This is a genomic window from Thermocatellispora tengchongensis (assembly GCF_014202315.1).
In the GTDB taxonomy this organism is placed as follows: Bacteria; Actinomycetota; Actinomycetes; order Streptosporangiales; family Streptosporangiaceae; genus Thermocatellispora; species Thermocatellispora tengchongensis.
The window spans coordinates 220,135-241,318 of record NZ_JACHGN010000016.1 but is presented as its reverse complement, the minus strand read 5'-3'; the positions used below and the strand labels follow the sequence as shown (position 1 = coordinate 241,318).

General features: G+C 73.6%; 13 protein-coding genes. 10 read left to right on the top strand and 3 right to left on the bottom strand.

The window, feature by feature from the left end; genetic code table 11:
- Nucleotides 1-41: 41 nt before the first annotated feature.
- Both HNP84_RS33530 and HNP84_RS33525 read right to left on the bottom strand, forming a co-directional pair.
- Nucleotides 42-1,295, bottom strand: a complete 1,254-nt coding sequence (locus HNP84_RS33530) for an RNA polymerase sigma factor (RefSeq protein ID WP_185053963.1) — start codon at nt 1,293-1,295, stop codon at nt 42-44.
- Nucleotides 1,295-1,648 carry a YciI family protein gene (locus tag HNP84_RS33525; protein ID WP_185053961.1) on the bottom strand — a complete coding sequence of 118 codons (354 nt, stop codon included), beginning with the start codon at nt 1,646-1,648 and terminating at the stop codon, nt 1,295-1,297. Before HNP84_RS33525 ends, HNP84_RS33530 begins: the two co-directional genes overlap by 1 nt.
- A gap of 257 nt (nt 1,649-1,905) precedes the next feature.
- Between HNP84_RS33525 and HNP84_RS33520 the strand changes: the two genes are divergently transcribed.
- Nucleotides 1,906-6,321: an HAD-IC family P-type ATPase gene (locus HNP84_RS33520; RefSeq protein WP_185053960.1), complete on the top strand. Its 4,416-nt coding sequence runs from the start codon at nt 1,906-1,908 to the stop codon at nt 6,319-6,321.
- Nucleotides 6,322-6,656: 335 nt separating this feature from the next.
- Nucleotides 6,657-7,751 carry a LacI family DNA-binding transcriptional regulator gene (locus HNP84_RS33515; protein WP_185053958.1) on the top strand — a complete coding sequence of 365 codons (1,095 nt, stop codon included), beginning with the start codon at nt 6,657-6,659 and terminating at the stop codon, nt 7,749-7,751.
- An 18-nt stretch (nt 7,752-7,769) separates the two neighbouring features.
- On the opposite strand, the gene HNP84_RS33510 is transcribed toward HNP84_RS33515, so the two are convergent.
- Complete coding sequence (locus tag HNP84_RS33510) at nt 7,770-11,306, bottom strand: alpha-L-arabinofuranosidase family protein (protein WP_185053956.1); 3,537 nt, start codon at nt 11,304-11,306, stop codon at nt 7,770-7,772.
- A gap of 257 nt (nt 11,307-11,563) precedes the next feature.
- On the opposite strand from HNP84_RS33510, the gene HNP84_RS33505 reads away from it, so the two are divergent.
- The 8 genes from HNP84_RS33505 to araA all read left to right on the top strand — a co-directional run bounded on the left by HNP84_RS33505 (nt 11,564) and on the right by araA (nt 21,152).
- Nucleotides 11,564-12,550 carry a LacI family DNA-binding transcriptional regulator gene (locus HNP84_RS33505; RefSeq protein WP_185054130.1) on the top strand — a complete coding sequence of 329 codons (987 nt, stop codon included), beginning with the start codon at nt 11,564-11,566 and terminating at the stop codon, nt 12,548-12,550.
- Between the two features lie 63 nt (nt 12,551-12,613).
- Nucleotides 12,614-13,600, top strand: a complete 987-nt coding sequence (locus HNP84_RS33500) for an ABC transporter substrate-binding protein (RefSeq protein WP_185053954.1) — start codon at nt 12,614-12,616, stop codon at nt 13,598-13,600.
- A 109-nt stretch (nt 13,601-13,709) separates the two neighbouring features.
- Nucleotides 13,710-15,221, top strand: coding sequence for a sugar ABC transporter ATP-binding protein (locus HNP84_RS33495; protein ID WP_185053952.1), 1,512 nt, complete (start codon nt 13,710-13,712; stop codon nt 15,219-15,221).
- Entirely contained in the window at nt 15,218-16,285 is a 1,068-nt protein-coding gene (locus HNP84_RS33490; protein ID WP_185053950.1) for an ABC transporter permease, read from the top strand. The genes HNP84_RS33495 and HNP84_RS33490 overlap by 4 nt, the downstream gene beginning before the upstream one ends.
- Complete coding sequence (gene yjfF / locus HNP84_RS33485; protein WP_246519031.1) at nt 16,282-17,277, top strand: galactofuranose ABC transporter, permease protein YjfF; 996 nt, start codon at nt 16,282-16,284, stop codon at nt 17,275-17,277. Before HNP84_RS33490 ends, yjfF begins: the two co-directional genes overlap by 4 nt.
- Before the next feature lie 22 nt (nt 17,278-17,299).
- A complete protein-coding gene (gene araB / locus HNP84_RS33480) occupies nt 17,300-18,997 on the top strand; it encodes a ribulokinase (protein WP_185053949.1) in 1,698 nt (565 codons plus the stop codon).
- Between the two features lie 14 nt (nt 18,998-19,011).
- Nucleotides 19,012-19,671, top strand: a complete 660-nt coding sequence (locus HNP84_RS33475; protein ID WP_185053947.1) for an L-ribulose-5-phosphate 4-epimerase — start codon at nt 19,012-19,014, stop codon at nt 19,669-19,671.
- Nucleotides 19,668-21,152 (top strand): L-arabinose isomerase, encoded by a 1,485-nt coding sequence (gene araA, locus HNP84_RS33470; protein ID WP_185053945.1) that lies wholly within the window; start codon nt 19,668-19,670, stop codon nt 21,150-21,152. The genes HNP84_RS33475 and araA overlap by 4 nt, the downstream gene beginning before the upstream one ends.
- Nucleotides 21,153-21,184 lie beyond the last annotated feature (32 nt).

Sequence of the window (21,184 nt, the reverse complement as noted above, 5' to 3'; positions counted from 1 at the left end):
CCGAGCACACCGGCCGAACACCGGCCGGGGCGGGCCGGGGCTCAGCGGTCGCGGTCCAGCTCCTCCCGCCTGCGGTCCAGCTCCTCCCGTCTGCGGCGCAGGAAGGCCCGCTCGGCCTCGTTGCGCGTGCGCGCCATCGCCTCCTCGTACGCCGCCGCGGCCTCCGCGCGCCGCCCCAGCCGGCGCAGCAGGTCGGCGCGTATGGCGTGGAACACGTGGTACCCGCCCAGGTCCAGCCGCTCCACCAGGTCCAGCCCGGCCTGCGGGCCGTGGACCTCGGCGACCGCCACCGCCCGGTTCAGCTCGGCCACCGGCCCCGGCGCGACGGCCAGGAGCTGGTCGTACAGCGTCAGGATCTGCCGCCAGTCGGTCTCGGCCGCGCTCGCCGCGTCGGTGTGCACCGCGTTGATGGCCGCCTGGATCTGGTACGGCCCCGGCCGTCCGCGCCGCAGGCAGGCGCGGACCAGGTCGTGGCCCTCGGCGATCAGCGCCCGGTCCCACAGGCCCCGGTCCTGCTCGGCCAGCACCACCAGGTCGCCGCCGGGCGTGGTGCGGGCGGGCCGGCGGGCCTGGGTGAGCAGCATGAGCGCCAGCAGGCCCAGCACCTCCGGCTCGTCGGGCATCAGGCCGGCCAGCAGCCGGCCCAGCCGTACGGCCTCGGCGCACAGGTCCTCGCGGACCAGCCGCTCGCCCTCGCTGGCCGCGTACCCCTCGTTGAAGATCAGATAGATCACGGCCAGCACGGCGTGCAGCCGGGCGGGCAGGTCGGCCTCGTCCGGCACCCGGTAGGGGATGCGCGCGGCCCGGATCTTGTTCTTGGCGCGGACGAGGCGCTGGGCCATGGTCGGCTCGGGCACCAGGAAGGCGCGGGCGATCTCGGCGGTGGTGAGCCCGCCCAGCAGGCGCAGCGTGAGGGCGACCCGGGCGGGGGCGCCCAGCGCGGGATGGCAGCAGGTGAAGATCAGGCGTAGCCGGTCGTCGGGCACGGCACCCTCCTCGATCGGTTCGGCGGCCGACCGCAGCAGCGAGGCCTGGGCGTGCCGGTCCTGGCGCGAGGACTCGCGGCGCAGGCGGTCGATGGCCCGGTTGCGGGCGGTGGTGATGATCCACCCGGCCGGGCTCGGCGGCGGCCCCTCGGCCGGCCACTTGCGCACCGCCACGGCGAACGCCTCCTGGACCGCCTCCTCGGCGATGTCGATGTCGCCGAAGGCGCGCACCAGGACCGCCACCGAGCGGGCGTACTCCTCGCGGAACACCCGCTCGACGTCCGCGGCCGGGACCGGCACGTCCGGCATCAGCCCGCGTCCGGGCCGTGGAACGGGCGCACCTCCACCGGCAGGGTGGTCGCGGCGGCGAGCCTGCGCCCCCACTCCATGGCGGCGTCCAGATCCGGCGCCTCGACGACGGTGAACCCGCCGATGTGCTCCTTGCCCTCCAGGTACGGCCCGTCGGTGACGAGGGTGTCGCCGTCGCGCACCCGCAGCACGGTGGCGGTCTCCGGCGGATGCAGCCCGCCGGAGAACACCCACGCGCCGGCCTCCCGCATCTCGCGCTCCAGGACGGCGAGGTCCTTCATGATCGGGTCGAGGATCTCGGGCGGGGGAGGGGGACCGTCGGGCTGGTAGATGCTGAGCAGGTACTGGGTCATGGTTCCTCCTGTCGGGTCCTTCCGCCTCCTACACGAACGGCCGGCGCCGGAATCGACACCGCCGGAGCCTCCGGAAAGCTGTTTACCGCAAGTTCACCTCGCCCGGGGCGTACCCGGCGTGGTGGGGGTATTGCCTGGGGATGCGTTTCGGTCTGCTCCGTGTGCCGGTCCCGTCTGTCCCGCAGTTCCTCGCGACGCCCGTCCGCCGTGCCGTCGGCACGGCCGCCCGGGTACCCGGGCCGGGGCTCGTGCGCGACATGCTACGCGGGCGCCCGTCCACCTGGATCTTCCCCGGCCGGGTGCACATCGAGCTGCGCCGCCCGCTGCACGACCCCGCGCGGGTGGAGGCGGCGCTGGCCCGGCGGCCCGGGGTCGCCTGGGCCCGGGTGAACGCGCCGCTGGGACGAATGATCGTCGCCGTGGAGGAGGGCGGCCCGCCGCCGGACGAACTGGTCCGCGCGCTGGAGGCCGCCGAGCGCGTGGACCGGGAGAGAGCGGAGCGGGACGCCGCCCGGGCGGCCGAGGAAGAACCCCCCGAGGAGGCCGGGGAAGCGGAGGAGGAGGAAGAGGGCGAGGAGCCTCCCGCGGACCTGCCGGTCGGGGTCGCGCTCGCCATCGACGCGGCCGGGTTCGCCGCGACGCTGGTGGAATGGGCGGTGCAGTCGGCGCCGCTGCCGGCCGAGGTCGCCGGCCTGGCCGGGTTCATCAGCGACGTGCCGCGGGTGCGCAGGGCGGTGGAGCACGCGCTGCCCGGCCACGGCCCGTGGCTGCCCCTGGTGAACGCGACCGTGCGCGGGCTGGCGCCCGGCGCCACCGGGATCGTGCTGGACGCGATCAAGCGGCTGATGCAGTTGCGCGAGGAGCACGCGGGCCAGGCGGCCTTCGAACGGCTGGAGGAGGAGCTGACCGGCACGCCGGAGCGGGCGGGGGCGCCGGAGCGCGAGCACGCGGCCTGGCCCAGGGCCGGTGCTCTGTCCAGCGGCGAGCGGCACCTGGCGCGGCCGTGCCACCTGCCGAAGGGCCCGGTGGAGACCTACGCCGACCGGATGCCGCTGGGGGCGGCCGCGGCCGGGCTGGCGGGCGGGCTCATGACCGGCAGACTGCGGCGCGGCGCGCAGGTGGCGCTGGCCGCCCTGCCCGCGGCCCCGCTCGCCGGGCGCGACGCGTACGCGGCCGAGCTGGGCCGGCTGCTGGCCCGGCGCGGGATCGTGGTGATCGACAACGGGGCGCTGCGCCGCCTGGACCGGGCCACGACGGTGGTCGTGGAGGACGAGGTGCTGCTGGCGGGGCGGCCCTCGATCGGGGAGGTCGTCCCGGTTCGGGGCGCCGACCACGAGCAGATCGCCGCCCGCCTGTACGCCCTGTTCGACCCGGCCGACCCCGAGGCCGTGCGGCGGGACGGCGAGTGGGTGCTGGGCCCCTACGACCGGGTGCCGCGCGCCGGCGGCTGGGCGGGACGGCGCGAGCGCGAGCGGCTCGGCGAGACGGCCGCGCACGTGCTGGCGCTCACCCGGCGCGACCGGCTGCGGGCGGTGGTGGCGGTGGACCGGCGTCCGCTGCCCGACGCGCACGCCCTGCTCACCGCCGTGCGCCGGGCGAAGCTGCGCCTGGTCGTCGCCGGGCCGGGCCCCGACGGGGGCGGGGCCCGGGGCTCGGCGGAGGTGAAGGCCGACGCGTACGTGCCGGGCGGGGCGGACCTGGCCGAGAGCGTGCGCGACCTGCAACGTGACGGGGCGGGCGTGCTGCTGGTGTCCGGCGACGGCGAGGCGCTGGCGGCGGCCGACTGCGGCGTGGGCGTCACCCCTCAGGGCGGGCCGCCGCCGTGGGGGGCGCACATCCTGGTCGGCGGCGACCTGAGGGCGGCCGCCCTGATCGTGACCGCCGTGGCCGACGCCCGGCGGGTGGGCGAGCGCGGGGTGACCCTGGCCAAGGCCGGCGGCGGGGTGGCCGCGCTGCTCGGCCTGACCGGGCGGCGCGCGGTGGCGGCCGGGCGGGTGCTGACGGCGGTGAACGGGGCCGGGGCGCTGTCGATGGTGCAGGGGGCGTGGCAGGCCCATCGCACGATGCGGGCGCCGATCGCCCCGCCGCAGGTGATCACGCCCTGGCACGCCATGCCGTCGGCCCAGGTGCTGGCCGAGCTGGACAGCCGCGCCGGCGGGCTCACCTCCGAGGAGGCGGCCCGGCGCAGGCCCGCGGGGGCCCGCAGGGAGCGTCCCCCGGGGCTGCTGCGAGCGGTGGGCGAGGAGCTGGCCAACCCGTTCACCGCCGTGCTCGCGACCGGCGCGGCCGGGTCGGCGATCGTCGGCTCGCTGGTGGACGCGGGGCTGGTGCTGAGCGTGGTCGGCATGTCGGCGCTGACGGGCGGGGTGCAGCGCACCGCGACCGCCCGCACGGTGGCCTCGCTGTCGCGGCGCACCGTCGTACGGGCCGGGGTGCTGCGCGACGGGACCGAGCGCGAGGTGGACGCCGCGGAGCTGGTGCCCGGCGATGTGATCCTGCTCGGGTCGGGTGACGTGGTGCCGGCCGACTGCCGCATCCTGGAGGCCGAGGGGCTGGAGGCCGACGAGTCCTCCCTGACCGGAGAGTCGCTGCCCGTGGCCAAGGACGCGCGGCCGGTGCTGGCCGGGCACGTCGCCGAGCGGCGGTCCATGCTGTACGAGAGCACCACGATCGCGGCCGGCCGGGCCCGCGCGGTCGTGGTGGCGGTGGGCGAGGCGACCGAGACCGGCCGGGCGATGGCCGTGGCGGGGACCGCGGCCCCGCCGACCGGCGTGGAGCGGCGGCTCGCCTCCATCACCCGCGTCACCACGCCGATCGCGGGCGGCGCCGCGGCGGCGGTCACGCTGTCCGCCCTGCTGCGCGGGGTCCCGTTGCGCGAGAGCCTGAGCGACGGGGTCAACATGGCGGTCGCCGCGGTGCCCGAGGGCCTGCCGCTGCTGGTCAGCGCGGCCCAGCTCGCCGCGACCCGGCGGCTGGCGGCGCGCGGGGCGTACGCGAGCGACCCGCGTACGATCGAGGCGCTGGGCCGGGTCGGGGTGCTGTGCTTCGACAAGACCGGCACCCTCACCGAGGGGCAGATCCGGCTGGCCAGGATCGCCGACCGCGACCGCGACCTCCCGGCCGGCGCCGCCGGTCCCGAGCTGCGCGAGGTGCTGGCCGCGGCCCTGCGCGCCACCCCGCTGGCCGAGGACGGCGAGCACGACCACCTCACCGACGCGGCCGTGGCCGGCGGCGCGGCCGAGATCGGGGTCACCCGCGAGATGGGCGCGGCGGGCTGGCGGGAGGCGCACGCGATGCTGTTCGAGCCCTCGCGCGGCTACCACGCCACGCTCGGGTACGCGGGCGGGGAACGGGTCGTCAGCGTCAAGGGCGCCCCGGAGACCGTGCTGCCCCGCTGCGTGGGCCTTGACCCGCAGGCGCTGCGCGAGATCGAGGCGCGCGTGGAGCACCTGGCCTCCTCCGGCCACCGGGTCCTGGCGGTGGCCGAGCGCAGGTTCCCGGCCCCCCGCAACGGCAACGGCCACGCCGGGCTCGGCGACGAGGACGTGTGCGAGCTGTCCTTCCTCGGCCTGCTCGGCCTGGCCGACGTCGTACGCGACACCGCGGCGTCGGCCGTGGCGGGGCTGCGCGCGGCGGGCGTGCAGATCGTGATGCTCACCGGCGACCACCCGAGCACGGCGGGGGCCATCGCCTCGCACGTGATCGGCGACGACCGCGAGCTGACCATCCTGACCGGCAACGAGATCGACGAGATGGCCGACGACGTGCTGGACAAGGTGCTGCCCGGGGTGGACGTGGTGGCCCGGTGCACCCCCTCGCACAAGGTGCGGGTGCTGGGCTCCTTCCAGCGTCTGGGCCGGGTCGTGGCGATGACCGGCGACGGCGCCAACGACGCGGCGGCCATCCGCCTGGCCGACGTCGGGATCGCCCTCGGCGCGGCCGGCACCCCCGCCGCGCGGGCCGCCGCCGACCTGGTGGTGGCCGACGACCGGCTGGAGACGATCATCTCCGCCCTGGTCGAGGGCCGCGCCATGTGGGCCTCGGTACGCCAGGCGCTGGCCATCCTGGTCGGCGGCAACCTCGGCGAGATCGGCTACACCCTGCTCGGGTCGCTGTTCGGCGGCAGGGCCCCGATGACCGGACGCCAGTTCCTGCTGGTCAACATGCTCACCGACCTGGCGCCCGCGCTGGCGATAGCGGTGCGCGCGCCGTCCAAGGAGGACAAGGCGTCCCTGCTGGACGAGGGCCCGGAGCGGTCCCTGGGCACCGCGCTCACTCGCGACCTGGTCCAGCGCGCCACGGTGACCGCCGCCGGCGCGGGCCTGGGCTGGGCGCTGGCCCGCATGACCGGCCCACGCCGCCGCGCCGCCACCGTCGGCCTGGTCTCCCTGGTCGGCACCCAGCTCGCCCAGACCCTGGCCACCGGCGGCCTGGACCGCTCGGTGCTGCTCAGCGCGCTGGGCTCGGCCCTCGCACTGGCCGCGGTCGTGCAGATCCCCGGCCTGAGCCACTTCTTCGGCTGCGTCCCGCTGGACCCCGTGGCATGGGGCATCGCCGGGCTCTCGGTGGGAGCCGCCATGCTCGCCGAACGCGTCCTCGCGAGAAAGGACCTCCCTGATCTCCCGGAACTGTTCGCGAAGCTGTCGAAGACGGTGCTCCCGGCCTCGTCGTAGCCGGTGAGAAGCGCACACACAAGAGGAGCGTGACTGAAGTACATGCCCTGCCCCCCGCCGGCAGGACCCGTGCCCCCGCCCGACCGCGCCCGCACGCCGGTGCACCGTGACCCGTCCTGCTCCCCCGGCTCTGCCCGGCCCACCGCCCCAGGTGGGCCCGGCGGTGCCCGCACGCGGGCGCGCCGTGACCCCCATCCCGGCCCCGATCGCCGCCGCTGCCACCGCCCTGCGCGGGGTGGGGCGGTGACGAGGTGAAGTGCGCGCGGTTGTTTGTTAGTGTCGCGTGCGCGACATCGGGTGGACATTTTGCGGTAACTTTCGGCAACGCGGCGGACATGAAGCGGCCCGGGGCGGCCGTGGCGGGGAGCCTGGTGGACGGTCGGCGGAAGAGGGCGACGGTGCGCGACGTCGCGGCGCGGGCGGGGGTGTCGGTGGCCACGGTGTCCCGCGTGCTCGCCGGGGGGTATCCGGTGCTGGCCGAGACCCGGCGGCGGGTGGAGCGGGCGGCGAGGGAGCTGGGGTACGTGCCGAACGCGCACGCGCGCAGCCTGGCGGAGTGCGGGGGTGACGCCGGGGGCGGGTCGATCGCGGTGGTGGTGCGCACGGTTGCGGTGCCGCATCACGCGTACGTCGCGCAGGCCGCGCAGGAGGAGGCGGCCAGGCGAGGGCGGCTGTCACTGATCTGCACGACGGGCGGGGACGCGGCGCGGGAGGTGTCGATCCTGCAGATGACGCGGGAGCAGGGGGCCGAGGCGGTGATCCTGGTCGGCGGCGTCGTGGCCGATGAGGAGTATCTGGCGCGCACCCGCCGTCAGGCGTACGCGCTGGCCGAGGCCGGGTCGCGGCTGGTGCTGTGCGGGCGGCCGGGGCTCGGCGAGGGCGTGCCGGCGCCGGTGGTCGACTACGACAACGCGGGCGGGGCGCGGGCGGTGACCGAGCATCTGCTCGGCGCGGGCCACCGGCGCATCGCCTTCCTCGGCGCGGCGCCGGGACACTCCACCGCCGAGGGGCGGGTGGCGGGGTACCGGCGGGCGCTGGCCGAGCACGGCCTGGCGCCCGATCCGGAGCTGGAGATCCCGGCCGGTCCCGGCCGGAGCGAGGGCTACCGGGCGCTGAGGCGGCGCCTCGAGGCGGGCGGGCCGGCGTTCACCGCGGTCGTCGCGGGCACGGACCTGGCGGCGGCCGGGGCGCTCCAGGCGCTGCGCGAGCACGGGCTGCGCGTCCCCGAGGACGTCTCGGTGGCCGGGTACGACGACGTGCCGCCCGCCGCCGAGCTGGGCCTGACCACGGTCCGGCTGCCGTACCACGAGCTGGGCCGGGCCGCCGTACGGCTGGCGCTGGCCCGCGCCGACGGCGAGCCGCGGGTGACGCTGCCCACGCGCCTGGTCACCCGCGACTCGGTTCGCCCGCCGGTCCCGTCCTCGGCGTGAGGACCGCCGGTCGCGTCCTCAGCGTGTGGACAGGCGGATGAACGTCACCGAGTGGGCCGGGAAGTCGTAGCCGAAGGAGGCGCCGAAGCCGGTTTGGGGGCGTTCCAGCGGCGCGATCCGGTCGGGCTCGGCGAGGGAGTTGACGTCGGCGGGGCGGCCGATCAGCGTGGTGACCCGTGCCCTGCCGCCGATCTCGGCCCGGCCCAGGTCCACCCGCGTGCGTACGGCGGCGTCCTGCGCGTTGACGACCTTGACCACGATGTCGCCGCGCGCGTCGCGCGAGACGACCTGGTAGAGCGGTTCGACGACGCCGCTGTCGGTGAATTCGTTGATCTTCTGCCCGTCGAGCCAGGTGGTGATCTTCCGCCCGGACACCTGGATCTTGATCCGGTAGTCGCGGCCGGTCTCGATCGTGGTGGCGGAGGTGGCGATCGAGGACTTGGCGCCGTTGACGCCCTTCTCGATGGCCGACTGGGTGTTGTTCCAGCCGCCGAGGTTCCACCAGTAGAAGTTTCCGGTGTCGCGGACCCCGAACATGATCAGGAAGCCCTCCGCGCCGCCGGTCTTGCGCGCGGTCACCTCCAGCGTGTAGTCCGACCAGTCCGCTGATCCGGCGGTGGACCTGGCGTCCTCCACGGTGGCCGTCTGCTCGTAGCCGCCGTCGCGTACCGCCCAGGCGCCGGCCCCGGGCGTCCAGGCGCCCGCCCCGGCGGAGAAGTCCTCGGCCAGCAGCACCTCGCCGCCGGCGCCGGTCACCTTGACGTCGTCGTAGCGCACCTGGGTGTTCCAGGCGCCCAGGCCGATCGCGCCCCGGATGGGCGTCTGCGGCAGCGGCTCGCCGGTGTAGGCGCTGGGCAGGATCCTCTCGCCCACGTTGCGGGAGAACAGGCGCTGCACGTGGTAGCTGGGCGAGCCGTACACCTGGTCGTTGTCGAACCAGATCAGGTCCGGCGTCCAGTCCACGTAGTCGACGTTGGCCAGCAGCGGCGCGTAGGCGGCCAGTTCGACCACGTCGGAGTTGCGCTCGATCCCGGTCAGGTACGACGCCTCGGCCAGCGCGTTGCCGAAGGTGTTGCCCTGCGAGGCGTACTCGCCGACGAACACCTTGGGCCCGGTGCGGTCGTAGGAGTCGTAGCGGCGGTTGTTGGCCAGGAACCAGCTCGGGCTGTTGTAGTAGTGCTCGTCCACCAGGTCGGCGCCCTGCTCGCGGGCGAAGCTCCACATCCGGTCGAACCAGGCGCCCTGCGAGGTCTGCCCCGAGTTGGAGATGATTTTGATGTCCGGATGCTTGGCCCGGATGGCCTGGGCGAACTTGGGATAGTTGGCGAAGAACTCCGGATAGATCTCCTCGTTGCCCAGGCCGATGTACTCCAGCCCGAACGGCTTGGGATGCCCGAGTTCGGCGCGCTTCTTGCCCCACGGGGAGGTGACCGGGCCGTTGGCGAACTCGATCAGGTCCAGGGTGTCCTGCACGTAGCGGGCCAGCGCCGTCTCATCGGTCAGCGGCCGGTTCTCGCCGCACCCGTTGACGCCCACCGACAGCACCGGCAGCGGTTCGGCGCCGATGTCCTCGGCGAACTGGAAGTACTCGTAGTAGCCGATGCCGTAGGACTGGTTGTAGCCCCAGAAGTTGAAGTTCGTCGGCCGCTCCTCGACCGGGCCGATCGTCTCCTTCCACTGGTAGATGCGCCGCCGGTCCTGGCGCACCGAATAGGGGTCGTAGGTGCCGACGTTGGTCACGCATCCGCCGGGGAAGCGCAGGAAGCGGGGCTTGAGCGCCGCGATCATCTCGGCGATGTCCTCGCGCATGCCGTTCTCGCGGCCCTTGTACGTCTCGCGCGGGAACAGCGAGATCATGTCCAGGTCCACCGGCCCGGCGCCCTCGGCCAGGACGACGAGCCGGGCGGCGTCGGTCGTGCCGCGCGCGGTCAGGGTCGCGCGGTACTTCTTCCACTCCGCCGAGCGGGCCTGGAGGCGGGCGCGGCCGTAGACGGTGGCGCCGTCGGCGCTCTCCAGCGTGACGGTGATCGGGCCGGGGGCGGGGCGCCGGGCGTACAGCGACAGGTCGTACTCGTGGCCCTTCCGCAGCGGGATGCCGCGGTTGTAGCCGGCGTTGCGCACCCCGACGCCCTCGCCCGGTGCGGCGATGTCCAGGCGCAGGTAGTTGCGGTTGTTGTCGTTCAGCGGACGCTCGGAGGCCACGCTGAGGGCGACCGAGCCGCCGCCGCGCTCGACCTCGCTCCAGGCGGTCAGCCCGGTGTAGGAGGGCTCGTCGGTGGCGTTGTACTCGAAGGAGCGGTTCTGCACCAGTTCGGCGTACAGGCCGCCGTCGGCGGCGTGGTTGATGTCCTCGTAGAAGACCCCGTACAGGCGGTCGGAGACCTTGGTGCCCTCGGCGGCGGTGTCCACGGTGAGCGGGCCGCCGCCGGTGGCGTACTCCTCGATGCGGAACTTGGCCGGTTCGGCGGCGGTGACCAGCCGGCCGCCGGAGACCGCCAGGTAGCGCTCGCCGGTGCGCACCGTGACCTTGCCGCCGCCGGCGTCGCGGATCAGGAACGCGGCCGGCTCGCCGGAGCCGAGCGTGACCCGGCCGCGGGAGTCCACGCGAAGATGGCCGCCGCCGGCCACGTCCTTCAGCACGACCGTGTTCTCGCCGTTCTCGCCGTTCTCGCCGTTCTCGCCGTCCTCGCCGCTCGCCTCGTCGGCCTTCTCGGCGGTGACGGCCAGGCCGGTGCGCGGCGGGGCGGCGTGCGCCCGTACGCCTCCGTCGCCCGCCGACAGGTACGGCGTGCCGCCGGACGCCCGCAGCGTGAAGGCGCGCCGCGGCACCACCGGCGCGCCCTCGGCGGCCTTGACCGCGAAGTAGTCGAAGTCGGCGGTGACGGGGGTGCCGTTCTGCGCCGACAGCGCGAACAGCCCCACCTGGCCGACCTTGATCCGGGCGGTGAAGGTGGAGGCGGTGACCCAGGCGGCGCCGTCCCAGTAGGAGGAGGTGAACCGGTCGCCGGAGCGCACCAGCCGGATCGTCTCGCCGGTCGAGCCGGGCCGGGCGGCGAAGCCGGAGGTGTAGGCGGCGCCCACCTCGGCGGCGGTCTCGATGACCGGCCCGCCGGCGAAACCGACGTGGGCCAGCCCGGCGCGGATGTAGTTGTCCCAGTCCTGCCAGGCCAGCACGCCCATGTTCTGGTAGTCCAGCGAGACGGTCCCGGCGACCTTGGCGACCACCTCGAAGTCGCCGTCGGGGACGTCCAGCAGGAACAGGTTCCGCGCGGTGTTGGTGCCCTGGTGGGTGTCGCCGGTGAGCGAGCGCACCCGCAGCGTGCCCGGCTGCTCGGTGAGCGACCAGCGCGAGGGGTCGGGGGCCAGCACCTCCCAGTCGGGGCCGAGACCGGCGGCGTCGAAGCCGTGCACGACCGCCCCCTCGGGGATCGGCGCGTCGGCGGCGGCCTTCACGGGCGGGCCGCCGCCCGCGGCCGCTTGCGCCGGGATCACGCCGAGCAGGCTGCCGGCCAGCATGACCGCGCCCAGTGCCGCGGACCAGGCCCTCGTGGCCACGATCGCATCCCTCCACCCATCCTGTTAACGTTAACAAGCCCGTGCGAGGTTGACGCGGACATGTGGTGCCGGGATCGCGCACCAGTTAAGGGGGGAAAGGGGAATCCGTCAATAGCCGGTTAAGGAGATGTTTCGGTGTGATGCGACCGTAATCCGCGGGCCCCTTGACGCTAAGCGTTGTTAGCGTTCACAGTCTTGCTCAAGTCGACGGAGAGGAGCAGCGCGTGGGAGCGACCCCGGCACGTCACCCTCCGGTCATGGCCGACGTGGCCAGGGCGGCGGGAGTGTCGCACCAGACGGTCTCGCGGGTGCTCAACGACCATCCCAACGTCCGGCCCGAGACCCGCACCCGGGTGCTGGCCGCGATCGAGCGGCTCGGCTACCGCCGCAACCTCCTCGCCCGCGCGCTGGCCACCCGCCACTCGCGCACCCTCGGCGTGGTCAGCTTCGACACCGCCCTGTACGGCCCGGCCGGCACGGTCTACGGCATCGAGCAGGCCGCCCGCGAGGCCGGCTACTTCGTCAGCATCGTCAGCCTGCGCACCATCGACAGAGAGGGCGTGCGCGACGCGATCGACTATCTGGCCGGTCAGAGCGTGGACGGGGTGGTCGTGGTCGCCCCGCAGCGCTCGGCGGCCAGCGCGCTGGCCGACCTGCCCGCCGGCATCCCCGCCGTGGCCGTGGAGGGCGGCCACGAGGGGGACGTGCCGGTGGTCAGCGTGGACCAGGTGGCGGGCGCCCGCCAGGCCACCGCGCACCTGCTGGCCCTGGGCCATGAGACCGTCTGGCACGTCAGCGGGCCGGCCGACTGGCTGGAGGCCGAGGGCCGGGTCGAGGGCTGGCGCGCCGCGCTCGCCGAGGCCGGCCGCCCGGCGCCCGAGCCGCTGGTCGGCGACTGGAGCCCGCGCTCGGGCTACGAGGCGGGCCGCTCCCTGGCCCGCACGCCCGGGGTCAGCGCGGTCTTCGTCGCCAACGACCAGATGGCGCTGGGCGTGCTGCGCGCCTTCACCGAGGAGGGCGTGCGGGTGCCGGGCCGCATCAGCCTGGTCGGCTTCGACGACATCCCGGAGGCGGCCTACTTCTCCCCGCCGCTCACCACGGTGAGGCAGGACTTCGCGGCCGTGGGCAGGAACGGGATCCGGCTCCTGCTGCGGATGATCGAGGCGCCCGGGCAGACCGCCGGCGAGCGCCTGGTCGTGCCGCCGAGCTTCGTCGTACGGGCGAGCACCGCGCCCCCGCCGTAGCATCCACCCCCCAATATTCGCGTGCGCGCTTGGTTAGCGCTCACACGAGGAAGGACAGCCACGATGTTCAAGAAAATCTCCTCACTGCTGCTGGCCGCCGCGGCCGCGGTCGCGCTGGCCGGATGCGGAAGCGGCGGAGGATCGGGCGGCTCCGGCGGCTCCGGGAACGACGGCTCGATCACGATGGGCTTCTCCCAGGTGGGCGCGGAAAGCGGCTGGCGAACCGCTAACACCAAGTCCGTCCAGGACGCGGCCAAGAACGCCGGCATCACGCTGAAGTTCTCCGACGCCCAGCAGAAGCAGGAGAACCAGATCAAGGCCATCCGCTCCTTCATCCAGCAGAAGGTGGACGTCATCGCCTTCTCGCCGGTGGTGGAGTCGGGCTGGGACACCGTGCTGAAGGAGGCCAAGAACGCCGGCATCCCGGTCATCCTGACCGACCGGGCTGTGGACTCGGCCGACAAGACCCTCTACAAGACCTTCCTCGGCTCCGACTTCGTGGAGGAGGGCCGCAAGGCCGGCCGATGGCTGGTGGAGAACAAGAAGGACGAGACCGGCACCATCAACATCGTCGAACTCCAGGGCACCACCGGCTCGGCCCCGGCCAACGACCGCAAGGCGGGCTTCGCCGAGGTGATCGGCGCCGATCCCAAGTTCAAGATCATCGCCTCGCAGACCGGCGACTTCACCCGGGCCAAGGGCAAGGAGGTCATGGAGGCGTTCCTGAAGGCCCACCCCGACATCGACGTGCTGTTCGCGCACAACGACGACATGGGCCTGGGCGCGATCGAGGCCATCGAGGGCGCGGGCAAGGTGCCGGGCAAGGACATCACGATCATCACGATCGACGCGGTCAAGGACGGCATGCAGGCCCTGGCCGACGGCAAGATCAACTTCATCGTGGAGTGCAGCCCGCTGCTCGGCCCCCAGTTGATGGACCTGGCCAAGAAGGTCGTGGCGGGGCAGCAGGTCCCGGACCGGGTGGTGACCGAGGAGACCACCTTCACCCAGGAGCAGGCCAAGCAGGTCCTGTCCACCCGCCAGTACTGACGATCCGGCCCGCCGCCCCGGGCGCACGCGCGGGGCAGCGGGCCCGCAGACCCCCCGACCGGGCCGCCCGCGCGCGGCGGCCCGCCAGCGGAGAAGGAGCGGGCGCCCCATGGCCCAACCAGCGCCGATCGTGCGGATGCGCGGGATCGGCAAGCAGTTCCCTGGCGTCGTCGCCCTGGACGGCGTGGACTTCCGGCTGCTGCCCGGCGAGGTCCACGCGCTGATGGGGGAGAACGGCGCCGGCAAGTCCACCCTGATCAAGGTGCTCACCGGCGTGTACGGCATCGACGCCGGGTCGATCGAGCTGGAGGGCCGGCCGGTCGCCTTCTCCGGGCCGCTGGAGGCCCAGCGGGCCGGGATCAGCACCGTCTACCAGGAGGTCAACCTCTGCACGAACCTCTCGGTGGCCGAGAACGTGTTCATCGGCCGCGAGCCGCGCCGCCTGGGCCGCATCCGCTGGCGGGAGATGCGCCGCCGCGCCGCGGCGCTGATGGCCCGCCTGGAGATCGACGTGGACGTCACCGCGCCGCTGTCGTCGTACTCGCTGGCGGTGCAGCAGATGGTGGCCATCGCGCGGGCGGTGGACGTGGACGCCAAGGTGCTCATCCTGGACGAGCCGACCTCCAGCCTGGACGCCGGCGAGGTGGCCCAGTTGTTCCGGATCATGCGGCGGCTGAAGGGCGAGGGCATCGCGATCCTGTTCGTCTCGCACTTCCTGGACCAGGTCTACGAGATCGCCGACCGCATGACCGTGCTGCGCAACGGCAGGCTGGTGGGGGAGTACCGCACCGCCGAGCTGCCCCAGGTCGAGCTGGTCGCCAAGATGATCGGCCGCGAGCTGGCCGACCTGGAGCGCCTTGAGGAGCGCCCGCCCGCCCGCGAGGGCGCGCCCCTGCTGGAGGCCAGGGAGCTGGGCCGGGCCGGCGCGATCGAGCCGTTCACGCTCACCATCCGCCGGGGCGAGGTCGTCGGGCTGGCCGGCCTGCTCGGCTCGGGCCGCACCGAGGCCGCCCGGCTGCTGTTCGGCGCCGACCGCGCCGGCACCGGCACGCTCACCGTGGACGGCCGGCAGGTCGCGCTGCGCACCCCGCGCGCCGCCGTACGGCACAAGATCGCCTTTTGCTCGGAGAACCGGCGCGCCGAGGGCCTGATCCCCGGCCTGACCGTGCGCGAGAACCTGATCCTGGCGCTGCAGGCCGCCCGCGGCTGGACCAGGCCGCTGTCGCGGCGCAGGCAGGAGGAACTGGTCGGCAGGTACGTCGCGGCGCTCAACATCCGCCCGGCCGACCCCGACCAGCTCATCGAGAACCTCAGCGGCGGCAACCAGCAGAAGGTGATGCTGGCCCGCTGGCTGATCCTCCAGCCCCGGCTGCTCATCCTGGACGAGCCCACCCGCGGCATCGACGTGGGCGCCAAGGCGGAGATCCAGCGCCTGGTCGCCGAGCTGTCCGACGACGGCATGGCGGTGCTGTTCATCTCCGCCGAGCTGGAGGAGGTGCTGCGGCTCAGCCACCGCGTCGGCGTGCTGCGCGACCGCAGGCTCGTCGCCGCGCTGGACAACGACGACGAACTCACCACCGAGGCGCTGATGGAGACGATCGCGAGCGGGGGCCGGGCATGACCGGGACCGTCCCCCTGGCCCGCCGGATCACCGGCCACCGGCTGTTCTGGCCGGCCGTGGTGCTGGCCGGGCTGCTGCTGCTCAACCTGGCCCTGACCGACGGCTTCTTCTCGGTGGAGATCAAGGACGGCCACCTGTACGGCAGCCTGGTGGACATCGCCCGCTTCGGCGCGCCGCTGATCCTGGTCGCGCTGGGCATGACCCTGGTCATCGCCACCGGCGGCATCGACCTGTCGGTCGGCTCGGTGGTGGCCATCTCCGGCGCGCTGGCCTGCCTGAGCATCAGCGGCCTGGAGGACCAGAACTCCGTCACCGGGGTGCTCACCGCCGTCGGCCTGGCCCTGGGCCTGGCGCTGGTCCTGGGCGCCTGGAACGGGATGCTGGTCGCGGTGGCCGGCATCCAGCCGATCGTGGCCACGCTGATCCTCATGGTCGCCGGGCGCGGCCTGGCCCAGCTCATCACCGACGGGCAGATCATCACGATCAACAGCGCGCCGTACAAGCTGATCGGCGGCGGCTACTGGCTGACGCTGCCGTTCGGCGTCCTGATCGCGGCGCTGCTGCTCGCGCTGACCGCCTTCCTCACCCGGCGGCTGGCGCTGGGCCTGCTGATCGAGGCGGTCGGCGGCAACGCCGAGGCCGGCCGGCTGTCGGGGGTGAACGCCCGCGGCCTGCTGATCACGGTCTACGCCTTCTGCGCGCTGTGCGCCGGCATCGCCGGGCTGATGATCAGCTCCAACGTCTCCAGCGCCGACGGCAACAACGCCGGGCTGTGGATCGAGCTGGACGCGATCCTCGCCGTCGTCATCGGCGGCACCGCGCTGACCGGCGGCAGGTTCTCCCTCGGCGGCACGATCCTCGGCGCGCTGATCATCCAGACGCTGACCACCACGATCTACACCATCGGCGTCCCGCCGGAGACCACGCTGCTGTTCAAGGCGCTGGTGGTGACCGTGGTCTGCCTGCTGCAGTCGCCGGCCTTCCGCGCCAGGGCGTTCCACCGGCGCAGACGCCCGGCCGCGACCCCCGCCCCGGCGGACGAGAAGGTGGAGGTGAGGGCATGATGGCCGCGTTCTCCCCGGCGGTCCTGGCCCGCCGCGCGGCGGTCCCGCGCAAGTACGTCCCCGTGCTGGTCACCGCGTGCCTGTTCGCCGCGATGTTCGCCGCCGGCGGGGTGCGCTACGAGGGCTTCGTCACCGGCCAGGTCGTGCTGAACGTCTTCATCGACAACGCCTTCCTGCTCGTCGTCGCCGTCGGCATGACCTTCGTGATCCTCACCGGCGGCATCGACCTGTCGGTCGGCTCGGTGGTCGCGCTGTCCACGATGATCTCCGCGAGCCTGCTCGCCGGGGGCTCCTGGCCCGCGCCCGCCGTCATGGTCCTGGTCCTGGCGATCGGCACGGTGCTCGGCCTGGCCATGGGCGCGATCATCCACTACTTCGAGATCCAGCCGTTCATCGTCACGCTGGCCGGCATGTTCCTGGCCCGCGGCCTGTGCTACACGATCGGCACCGAGTCGATCTCCATCACCGACCCCACTTTCACCGCGCTCGCGCAGACCAGGATCGACCTGTTCGCCGAGATGTGGATCTCGCCCAGCGTGCTGATCGGGCTGGTGGTGGTGCTGGCGGCGGCGTACGTGCTGCACTACACGCGCCTGGGCCGCAACGTGTACGCCGTGGGCGGCGGCGAGCAGTCGGCCCTGCTCATGGGCCTGCCCGTGGCCCGCACCAAGATCGCCGTGTACGGGATCAGCGGGTTCTGCTCCGCGCTCGGCGGCCTGCTGCTGTCGTTCTACATGCTCTCGGGCTACGGGCTGCACGCGGTCGGCATGGAGCTGGACGCGATCGCCGCCGTCGTCATCGGCGGCACCCTGCTGACCGGGGGCTCGGGATACCTGCTCGGGACCGTGCTCGGCGTGCTGGTGCTCGGGCTGATCCAGACGATCATCAGCTTCGAGGGCACGCTGAGCTCGTGGTGGACCAAGATCTTCATCGGACTGCTGTTGTTCGCCTTCATCCTGCTCCAGCGCCTGATTTCCGGGCGGAGCAAATGACCTGTTTTGGGGGGAGCGTTTTGTGAGCGCTAACGCTGACTCGTACGTCGTCGGGATCGATTTCGGCACCTTGTCCGGGCGCGCCGTCGTGGTGCGCGTCTCGGACGGGGCGGAGCTGGGCAGCGCCGTCCACGAGTACGCCCACGGGGTGATCGAGGAGGAGCTGCCGGGCTCCGGGGTCCGCCTCGGCCCCGACTGGGCGTTGCAGTCGCCCGAGGACTGGCGCGACGTGCTGCGCACCGCCGTGCCCAAGGCGCTGGCCGTGGCCGGGGTGCCGGCCTCGAAGGTGATCGGCGTGGGCACCGACTTCACCGCCTGCACGGTGCTGCCGGCCACCGCCGGCGGCACCCCGCTCTGCGAGCTGTTTCCCGACCGGCCGCACGCCTGGCCCAAGCTGTGGAAGCACCATGCCGCCCAGCCGCACGCCGACCGGATCAACGAGCTGGCCGAGAGCCGCGGGGAGCCCTGGCTGCGCCGCTACGGCGGCAAGATCTCCTCGGAGTGGGAGTTCGCCAAGGGCCTTCAGGTGCTGGAGGAGGACCCGGAGCTCTACGCCCGAGCCGAGCGGTGGATCGAGGCGGCCGACTGGATCATCTGGCAGCTCACCGGCGTGGAGACCCGCAACATCTGCACCGCCGGGTACAAGGGCATCTACCAGGACGGCGCCTACCCCTCCGCGGACTTCCTGGCCGCGCTGAACCCCGCCTTCGCCGGCTTCACCGCCAAGCTCGCCCGCGAGGTCGCCCCGCTCGGCGGCCTGGCCGGGCGGCTGACCGCGCAGGCGGCGGAGTGGACCCGCCTGCCCGAGGGCATCGCGGTCGCGGTGGGCAACGTGGACGCCCACGTCACCTCCGCCGCCGCCGACGCGGTGCGCCCCGGCCAGATGGTCGCCATCATGGGCACCTCCACCTGCCACGTCATGCCCGCCGACCGGCTCGCCGAGGTGCCGGGCATGTGCGGCGTGGTGCGCGACGGCATCGTGCCGGGCCTGTGGGGGTACGAGGCGGGCCAGTCGGGCGTGGGCGACATCTTCGCCTGGTTCGCCCGCACCGGCGTGCCCGCCTCCTACGCCGAGCGGGCCGCCGCGCGCGGGGAGACGATCCACGAGCACCTCACCTCCCTGGCCGAGCGCCAGCCCGTGGGCGCCCACGGCCTGGTCGCGCTGGACTGGCACAACGGCAACCGTTCGGTGCTGGTGGACCACAACCTCTCCGGCGTCATCGTCGGCCAGACCCTCGCCACCCGCCCCGAGGACGTCTACCGCGCCCTGATCGAGGCCACCGCCTTCGGCACCCGCGTCATCGTGGAGACCTTCGAGGACTCCGGGGTGCCGGTGGAGGAGTTCATCGCCGCGGGCGGCCTGCTGAAGAACCGCTTCCTGATGCAGGTGTACGCCGACGTGCTGCGCCGCCCGCTGTCGGTGATCGCCTCCGACCAGGGCCCGGCGCTCGGCTCGGCGATCCACGCCGCCGTCGCCGCCGGGGCGTACCCGGACATCACCGCCGCCTCGGCCGCGATGGGCAAGCGCACCCCGGCCGCGTACCTGCCCGACGCCGCCCGCGCCGACGTCTACGACCGGCTGTACGCCGAGTACCGCCGGCTGCACGACCACTTCGCCGACGGCGCGATGCTGCACCGCCTTCGCGCCATCCGCAACGCCGCCACCGCGGACACCGCCATCTCAGACGACACCGCCGTCTCAGACGACACCGCCATCTGAAACAAGGAGAGCAAGTGATAACGGAGACCCGCAGGGAGGTCTGCCGCCTGCACGCCGAACTGGTCCGCTACGACCTGGTGGCCTGGACGGCGGGCAACGTGTCCGGCCGGGTGCCGGGCGAGGACCTGTTCGTGATCAAACCCAGCGGCGTGTCCTACGACGAGCTGACCCCCGAGTCCATGGTGGTGTGCGACCTGGACGGCAAGCTCGTGGAGGGTGACCACGCCCCCTCCAGCGACACCGAGGCGCACGCCTACGTCTACCGGCACATGCCCGAGGTCGGCGGGGTGGTGCACACCCACTCCACCTACGCCACCGCCTGGGCCGCCCGCGGCGAGCCGATCCCGTGCGTGCTGACCGCGATGGCCGACGAGTTCGGCGGCCCGATCCCGGTCGGCCCGTTCGCGCTGATCGGCGGCGACGACATCGGCCGGGGCATCGTCAAGACGCTGGCCGGGCACCGCTCGCGCGCCGTGCTGATGCAGAACCACGGCGTGTTCACCATCGGCGAGTCGCCCAAGGCGGCGGTCAAGGCCGCCGTGATGTGCGAGGACGTCGCCCGCACCGTGCACATCAGCCGCCAGCTCGGCCGGCCGGTGCCGATCGAGCCTCACCACATCGACAGCCTGTTCGACCGCTATCAGAACGTCTACGGCCAGAGGAGCGCGAAGTGAAGGTGTGGTTCCTGACCGGCAGCCAGGGCCTGTACGGCGAGGCCACGCTGGCCCAGGTCGCCGAGCAGTCACGGGAGATCGCCGCCGCCCTGGACGCGGCGCTGCCGGGGGTGGAGGTGGTGTGGCGGCCGGTCCTCACCGACGCCGCCGCCATCCGCACGGCCTGCCTGGAGGCCAACGCCGACCCCGCCTGCCTCGGCCTGATCGCGTGGATGCACACCTTCTCCCCGGCCAAGATGTGGATCGCCGGCCTGGACGCGCTGCGCAAGCCGCTGCTGCACCTGCACACCCAGGCCAACCGCGACCTGCCGTGGTCGTCCATCGACATGGACTTCATGAACCTCAACCAGGCCGCGCACGGCGACCGCGAGTTCGGTTACATCCAGTCGCGCCTGGGCGTGCCCCGCAAGACCGTCGCCGGGCACGTCAGCGACCCGGCCGTGGCCGCGCGGATCGGCGCCTGGGCGCGGGCCGCGGCCGGCCGGGCCGAGCTGGCCACGCTGAAGCTGGCCCGCTTCGGCGACAACATGCGCGACGTGGCCGTCACCGAGGGCGACAAGGTCGAGGCCCAGCTCCGCTTCGGCGTCTCGGTGAACACCTACGGCGTCAACGACCTGGTGGAGGTGGTGGACGCCGTCGCCGACGCCGACGTCACCGCCCTGGTCAAGGAGTACGAGGACCTCTACCGCGTCGCGCCCGAGCTGCGCGCCGACGGCGAGCGGCACGACTCGCTGCGCTACGCCGCCCGGATCGAGCTGGGGCTGCGCGCCTTCCTGGAGGCGGGCGGGTTCCGCGCGTTCACCACCAACTTCGAGGACCTGGGCGGGCTGCGGCAGCTCCCCGGGCTGGCGGTGCAGCGGCTGATGGCCGACGGCTACGGCTTCGGCGGCGAGGGCGACTGGAAGACCTCGGTGCTGCTGCGCACGCTGAAGGTCATGTCGGCCGGGCTGTCCGGCGGCACCTCGTTCATGGAGGACTACACCTACCACCTGGCGCCGGGGGAGGAGCTGATCCTGGGCGCGCACATGCTGGAGGTGTGCCCCTCCATCGCCGCGGACACCCCCTCCTGCGAGATCCACCCGCTGGGCATCGGCAACCGGGAGGACCCGGTGCGCCTGGTCTTCGACGCCGCCCCCGGCCCGGCCGTGGTCGCGGGCCTGGCCGACATGGGCGACCGGTTCCGCCTGGTGGCCAACGAGATCGACGTGGTGCCGCCGCTGGAGCCGCTGCCGAAGCTGCCGGTGGCGCGCGCGGTGTGGCGGCCCCGGCCCGACCTGCGCACCTCGGCCGAGTCGTGGCTGATGGCGGGCGCTCCGCACCACACCGTGCTGTCGGCGGCGGTCGGCACCGAGGAGCTGAGCGACCTGGCCACCATGCTGGAGGTGGAGCTGCTGGTCATCGACTCCGCCACCACCCCGCGGGGCTTCGCCAACGAGCTGCGCTGGAACCAGGCGTACTATCGCCTGGCCCAGGGCCTGTAGGCGTTAATCCGGGTTTCGGATTGTTAGCGCCG